Raw genomic sequence first — 6,612 nt, forward strand, 5'->3', positions numbered from 1 at the left:
GGTTTCGAGCGCGGTCAGGTGCTCCGACGCCGATTTGGCGACCTGCTCGGCGACCGCCTCCTGTAGCCGCACCAATGCGTTCAGCGTTTCAGCGCTGACTGTGCCGTCGGCGAGCATCACCAGTTTCCCGCGCATGCGGGAGATCCGGCCGCGCAGCTCATCGGCCGCCCGTGCGATGGCCGCGGCCGGATTGTTCAGCTGATGGGTCAGCCCGGCCGACAACCGGCCCAGCGCAAGCAGCTTCTCCCGGTTGTCGATGATCCGGCGGGTCCGGTCGGTGCCCACGGCGATCCCGTCGAGCAGATGAACCGCCATCGGAAATTGGTCCTTCATGAACTTGGCGAACACCGGGGCGTCCATGACGAAGAACCGCGACGGCTTGGTCACGTGCACCGACGCGTCGTAGAGCTTTTGGGTCCCGCCGGTGAACGCCCGCCAGGCACCGCAATACACGCCGCGCTGTGATGTCCGGTTCGTCTCGATGGCCTGACCACCGGAGAGCTTCGACATCGCCAGCTCGCCTTCGATCAGGACGTAGAAGCAGGTTGCCGGCTCACCCTCGACGATGATCGGTCCCGGCTCGTAGTGCTGGATGTGGCCGTTGGTGCACAACACATCGAGCTGCTCGTCGGAGAGTCTCTCGAACAAGAACAGGGTGCGCAGCTCGTCGGCGTCACACGGGAGTCGGTTGCTGGTCATGATGCTATGCCTCAGCCAGGTAGCGGTGAATGAACATCACGGCCATCGATCCTTCGCCGACAGCGGCTGCGACCCGTTTGGCGGAGTCGGCGCGCACATCGCCGGCCACGAACACGCCCGGCACGCTGGTTTCCAGGTGGTGCGGTGGACGGTCCAGCGTCCATCCGCAGACGTTGCGTAGGTCCGGCCCGGTGAGAATGAAGCCGCGGTCGTCGCGGGCGACTACCCCGTCAAGCCAGTCGGTGCGCGGCGAGGCGCCGATGAAGATGAACATCCGGCCGCAGGTGACATCCTCGGTAACGCCGGTCCGATTGTCGATCAGGGTCAGCTTCTCCAGGTGATCGTCTCCGGTAGCGCAGTGAACTTCGGTACAGGTGCGCACGGTGATCTTGGGGTTCTGCTCGATCTGCTGGATTAGGTAGTACGACATCGACGCCTCCAACGACGGGCCACGCACGACGATGGTCACTGAGTTGGCCTGGCGCGACAGGTACATCGCGGCCTGGCCGGCCGAATTGGCCCCGCCGACCACGTAAACCTCTTCGTCCTTGCAGTCTGACGCGATGGAGATGCCGGCCCCGTAGAAGATGCCGCGGCCGGTCAGCTCGTCGCAGCCGGTGGCGGCCAGTTGGCGATAGGCGACGCCGGTGGCCAGGATGACCGCGTGCGCGTCGATGGAGCCGCCGTCGGCGAACCGCACCGTGCGGGCGGCTCCGTTCACTTCCAGGGCCGTGGCGGTGCGGGCGGTGATCAGCTCGGCGCCGAACTTCTCGGCCTGCCTGCGTGCCCGCTCGGCGAGTTGGCCGCCCGACACCCCGTCCGGGAAGCCGAGGTAGTTCTCGATGCGCGAGCTCTGGCCGGCCTGGCCGCCGGTGGCGGTGCGTTCGATGAGCACGGTGCGCAGACCCTCCGACGCCCCGTAGACGGCAGCCGCCAGCCCCGCGGGACCGCCGCCGATGACCACCAAGTCGTAGAACTCCTGCGACGGCGTGGTGGTCAGGCCCAGCGTGTCGGCCAGTTGAGCGTCGGTCGGTTCGACGAGCGTTTGCCCTTTCTCGGTGACCACCACCGGTAGCCGCAGGCCGTCCTCGCCGGCGGCCTGCAACAGTTGCTCGCCCGCCGGCTCGTCGGCCATGAACCAGGTGTAGTAGAGCCCGTTGCGGGCCAGGAAGTCGCGGACCTGCCAGGACCGTGCCGACCAGCGGTGCCCGATCACCTTGGTGTGCGGGATCGGGTGTTGCGGTGCCCGGCGCCAGGCGTCGAGCAGCGCGTCGACGACGGGGTAGAGCTTCTCCTCGGGAGGGTCCCATGGCTTGAGCAGGTAGTGGTCGAGGTCGACGACGTTGATCGCGTCGATGGCCGCGTGGGTGTCGGCGTATGCGGTCAGCAGCACCCGCCGGGCCGCCGGATACAGATCCATAGCCTGTTCGAGGAAGTCGATACCGGTCATCTGCGGCATCCGGTAGTCGGCCAGGAACATGGCGACCGTTTCGCCGCGCAATTTGAGTTCCTTCAAAGTCTCCAGCGCGTCGGATCCGGACTCTGCGCGCACGATGCGGTGGTGTTCCCCGTAGTGGCGGCGCAGATCCCGCGCCACTGCGCGCGACACGGCGGGATCGTCGTCGACGGTCAGCATTACGGGCTTGCGCGGCTGGGCTGGCCCGGCCAAGGCTCCGGTCATCGCGATTAAGTATGCGCTCGTGATGGCCCTCGCGGCGCGGGAAGCAGGGCGCCGGACTTCTCCCTCAGCGATTTTGGCCCGGGTGAATGACCGGGTATCGTGGGACAACGGTGCGCCATCCGCGCCGGCTTTTTGCGTGCCCTGTCCTAGGAATTTCCTGTCACCGGCTCACGTTCAAGTCGGGGTGATTGTTGCGCCGGTCAGGGCGCATTCAACGAACGAAACCAAAGACGAGGACTGCTGGAAACTTATGGCCAAGAAGGACGGCGCCATAGAGGTCGAGGGCCGCGTGGTCGAGCCCCTGCCCAATGCGATGTTCCGCATTGAGCTGGAGAACGGCCATAAGGTGCTTGCCCACATCAGCGGCAAGATGCGGCAACACTACATCCGCATCCTGCCCGAGGACCGGGTGGTGGTGGAGCTGTCTCCCTACGACCTGTCCCGGGGCCGCATCGTGTACCGGTACAAGTAACCGGGCGCTTTCCAGCCCGATACCCACTAAGCGACGAGTAGACAGAACAGGATCGAGACAGCCGTGAAGGTGAACCCGAGCGTCAAGCCGATCTGCGACAAGTGCAGGGTGATCCGCCGGCATGGGCGGGTCATGGTGATCTGCTCCGATCCGCGCCACAAGCAGCGGCAGGGCTGAAAGTAGACCAGGCCTTAGCCAGCACCGACAACTGAATGCAGACCTCCCAGTACCAGTGAGCGGCTGGCATCTAATGAGATGGGCCAGCTCAGCTACGCCCGGCACGGAGGCCGGGCCCCGCCAGCAGGCGGGAACGGACTGGGACCAGACCTCCGCAAAGAAAGAGGATCGCCACATATGGCTCGACTCGTGGGCGTCGACCTTCCGCGCGACAAGCGGATGGAGGTCGCGCTGACCTATATCTACGGCATCGGCCGCACGCGTTCCAACGAAATCCTGGCCGCCACCGGCATCGACCGCGAGCAGCGCACCAAGGATCTCACCGACGACCAGCTGACCGCACTGCGTGACTACATCGAGGCCACGCTGCGGGTCGAGGGTGATCTGCGCCGCGAGGTGCAGGCCGACATCCGCCGCAAAATCGAGATCGGCTGCTACCAGGGGTTGCGTCACCGCCGCGGCCTGCCGGTGCGTGGCCAACGGACCAAGACCAACGCGCGCACCCGCAAGGGCCCCAAGCGCACCATCGCCGGCAAGAAGAAGGCCAGGTAACCGATGCCACCGAAGAAAGCAACCGGGACTGCCAAGGCGCCGAAGAAGGGGCAGAAGACCCGGCGGCGGGAGAAGAAGAACGTCCCGCACGGCGCCGCCCACATCAAGAGCACGTTCAACAACACGATCGTGACGATCACCGACCCGCAGGGCAACGTCATCGCGTGGGCGTCCTCCGGCCACGTCGGTTTCAAGGGTTCGCGGAAATCGACTCCGTTCGCCGCCCAGCTCGCCGCGGAGAACGCCGCCCGCAAGGCGCAGGAGAACGGAGTGCGCAAGGTCGACGTGTTCGTGAAGGGCCCCGGTTCCGGCCGTGAGACAGCGATCCGCTCGCTTCAGGCCGCTGGTCTGGAGGTCGGCGCCATTTCCGATGTCACCCCGCAGCCGCACAACGGCTGCCGTCCGCCCAAGCGCCGCAGGGTTTAGCCAGGGTCGAGGAGGAGAAACACACCATGGCCCGATACACCGGACCCATCACCCGCAAATCGCGCCGGCTGCGCACCGACCTCGTCGGCGGCGACCAGGCTTTCGAGAAGCGCCCTTACCCGCCCGGCCAACACGGCCGCGCGCGGATCAAGGAGAGCGAGTACCTGCTGCAGCTGCAGGAAAAGCAGAAGGCCCGCTTCACCTACGGTGTGATGGAAAAACAGTTCCGTCGCTACTACGAAGAAGCCACCCGCCACAGCGGTAAGACCGGTGAGAACCTGCTGCGGATCCTGGAGAGCCGGCTGGACAACGTCGTTTACCGCGCCGGGATCGCTCGCACCCGGCGGATGGCCCGCCAGCTGGTCAGCCATGGCCACTTCACCGTCAACGGTGTGAAGGTCAACATCCCCAGCTACCGCGTCTCGCAGTACGACATCATCGACATTTCAGACAAATCGCTGAACACGGTGCCGTTCCAGATCGCGCGGGAAACCGCGGGTGACCGCCCCATCCCGAGCTGGCTGCAGCTGGTCGGCGAGCGCCAGCGCATCCTGATTCACCAGCTGCCCGAGCGGACGCAGATCGACGTCCCGCTCACCGAGCAGCTGATCGTCGAGTTCTACTCGAAGTAGTGCTGGAGCCGCGGAGGCGGCGCCAGACAACAGAGCGGCGATCGCAAGCGTGGCGAAGCCAAGCGCAGCGGGTCGCCGCCGGAAATACAGCGGCATCAAATAGCGGATGCCGAGAAGGAGTAACGGAAACACCATGCTGATCTCACAGCGACCCACCCTGTCCGAAGATGTCGTCGCCGACAACCGTTCCCAGTTCGTCATCGAACCGCTGGAGCCCGGTTTCGGCTACACGCTGGGCAATTCGCTCCGGCGTACGCTGTTGTCGTCGATCCCCGGCGCGGCGGTCACCAGCATCCGCATCGACGGTGTGCTGCACGAGTTCACCACCGTTCCCGGCGTCAAGGAAGACGTCACCGACATCATCTTGAACCTCAAGAGTCTGGTGGTGTCCTCGGAGGAGGACGAGCCGGTGACGATGTACCTGCGCAAGCAGGGCCCGGGTGAGGTGACCGCCGGTGACATCGTGCCGCCGGCCAATGTCACGGTGCACAACCCCGACATGCACATCGCGACCCTCAACGACAAGGGCAAGCTCGAGGTCGAGCTCGTCGTCGAGCGGGGCCGCGGCTACGTCCCGGCTGTTCAGAACAAGGCGTCGGGTGCCGAGATCGGCCGTATCCCAGTCGATTCCATCTACTCGCCGGTGCTCAAGGTGACCTACAAGGTCGATGCCACCCGTGTCGAGCAGCGCACCGACTTCGACAAGCTGATCCTCGACGTCGAGACCAAGAACTCGATCAGCCCCCGCGACGCGCTGGCGTCCGCCGGTAAGACGCTCGTCGAATTGTTCGGACTGGCACGCGAACTCAACGTGGAGGCCGAAGGTATCGAGATCGGTCCGTCGCCTGCCGAGGCGGACCACATCGCGTCGTTCGCGTTGCCGATCGACGATCTGGACCTGACGGTGCGGTCCTACAACTGCCTCAAGCGAGAAGGTGTGCACACCGTCGGTGAACTGGTGTCACGCACCGAGTCTGACCTGCTCGACATCCGCAACTTCGGTCAGAAGTCGATCGACGAGGTGAAGGTGAAACTGCACCAACTGGGTCTGTCGCTCAAGGACAGCCCGGCCACCTTCGACCCGTCGGAGGTCGCGGGTTACGACGTGGCCACCGGCACCTGGTCCAGCGACGCCACCTACGACGACCAGGACTACGCCGAAACCGAACAGCTCTGATAACCAGAGTCAGCGCCATCTAGACAGGAGCGATCGCATGCCCAAGCCCACCAAGGGTCCGCGCCTCGGCGGGTCGTCCTCGCACCAGAAGGCGATCCTGGCCAACCTGGCGACGTCGCTGTTCGAGCACGGCCGGATCAAGACCACCGAGCCCAAGGCGCGGGCATTGCGACCGTACGCCGAGAAGCTGATCACCCATGCGAAGAAGGGCACGCTGCACAACCGGCGTGAGGTGCTCAAAAAGATCCGCGACAAGGATGTGGTGCACGCCCTGTTCGCGGAGATCGGGCCGTTCTTCGCCGACCGCAACGGCGGTTACACCCGCATCATCAAAGTCGAGGCGCGAAAGGGTGACAACGCGCCGATGGCGGTGATCGAGCTGGTTCGGGAAAAGACGGTGACGTCGGAGGCCGACCGCGCGCGTCGGGTCGCCGGCGCGCAGTCGGTGAAGAAGGCTGCACCGGAGGCCGCTGCTGCCGCACCGCAGGCCGCGGTCGAGCCGGAGGCCGTCAACACCGAGGCAGCTAAGACACCGGAACCGGCCGATGCTCCGGAAGCCGATGCCTCGGAGACCGAGGCGTCGACAGCCGCGGAGGAAGCGCCGGAAGCGGAAGCGGTGGCCATTTCCGAGGCTCCGCAACCCGACGTCGAAGCTGACTCCGACGAGTCCTGAAGACCCTGTGGACGTGCCCGCCACCGGCGACGGTGGCGGGCGCGTTCGTCTTCGGCTCGAAATCGCCTACGACGGAACGGAGTTCGCGGGCTGGGCGGTGCAGGCCGGGCAGCGGACGGTGGC

At 65.6% G+C, this 6,612-nt stretch carries 9 protein-coding genes and 1 pseudogene; 8 read left to right on the plus strand and 2 right to left on the minus strand.

Going from position 1 to position 6,612, the window contains the following annotated elements:
• Together WA317_RS13785 and WA317_RS13790 are read right to left on the minus strand one after the other, a co-directional pair.
• The coding region (locus WA317_RS13785) for a cyclic nucleotide-binding domain-containing protein (protein ID WP_425173567.1) at positions 1–699 on the minus strand (699 nt) is incomplete at its 3' end.
• A 4-nt stretch (positions 700–703) separates the two neighbouring features.
• Complete coding sequence (locus WA317_RS13790) at positions 704–2,380, minus strand: FAD-dependent oxidoreductase (protein WP_425173568.1); 1,677 nt, start codon at positions 2,378–2,380, stop codon at positions 704–706.
• A 250-nt stretch (positions 2,381–2,630) separates the two neighbouring features.
• Here WA317_RS13790 and infA point away from each other — a divergent pair, with 250 nt between their 5' ends.
• The 8 genes and pseudogenes from infA to WA317_RS13830 all read left to right on the plus strand — a co-directional run.
• A complete protein-coding gene (infA, locus tag WA317_RS13795) occupies positions 2,631–2,852 on the plus strand; it encodes a translation initiation factor IF-1 (protein WP_003418601.1) in 222 nt (73 codons plus the stop codon).
• A 63-nt stretch (positions 2,853–2,915) separates the two neighbouring features.
• Positions 2,916–3,029: a 50S ribosomal protein L36 gene (gene rpmJ, locus WA317_RS13800; protein ID WP_003879483.1), complete on the plus strand. Its 114-nt coding sequence runs from the start codon at positions 2,916–2,918 to the stop codon at positions 3,027–3,029.
• 177 nt (positions 3,030–3,206) lie between these two features.
• Positions 3,207–3,581: a 30S ribosomal protein S13 gene (rpsM, locus tag WA317_RS13805; protein WP_425173569.1), complete on the plus strand. Its 375-nt coding sequence runs from the start codon at positions 3,207–3,209 to the stop codon at positions 3,579–3,581.
• 3 nt (positions 3,582–3,584) lie between these two features.
• A complete protein-coding gene (gene rpsK, locus WA317_RS13810; RefSeq protein ID WP_425173570.1) occupies positions 3,585–4,007 on the plus strand; it encodes a 30S ribosomal protein S11 in 423 nt (140 codons plus the stop codon).
• 26 nt (positions 4,008–4,033) lie between these two features.
• Positions 4,034–4,639, plus strand: a complete 606-nt coding sequence (rpsD, locus tag WA317_RS13815; protein ID WP_425173571.1) for a 30S ribosomal protein S4 — start codon at positions 4,034–4,036, stop codon at positions 4,637–4,639.
• A 133-nt stretch (positions 4,640–4,772) separates the two neighbouring features.
• Positions 4,773–5,816 (plus strand): DNA-directed RNA polymerase subunit alpha, encoded by a 1,044-nt coding sequence (locus WA317_RS13820; protein ID WP_425173572.1) that lies wholly within the window; start codon positions 4,773–4,775, stop codon positions 5,814–5,816.
• Positions 5,817–5,853: 37 nt separating this feature from the next.
• Positions 5,854–6,489: a 50S ribosomal protein L17 gene (rplQ, locus tag WA317_RS13825; protein WP_425173573.1), complete on the plus strand. Its 636-nt coding sequence runs from the start codon at positions 5,854–5,856 to the stop codon at positions 6,487–6,489.
• Positions 6,377–6,612, plus strand: a pseudogene (locus WA317_RS13830) (tRNA pseudouridine(38-40) synthase TruA); the annotation flags it as partial. The gene rplQ and the pseudogene WA317_RS13830, both read left to right, overlap by 113 nt.

Origin of the sequence: Mycobacterium sp. (assembly GCF_049802695.1) — a bacterium.
Lineage (GTDB): Bacteria > Actinomycetota > Actinomycetes > Mycobacteriales > Mycobacteriaceae > Mycobacterium.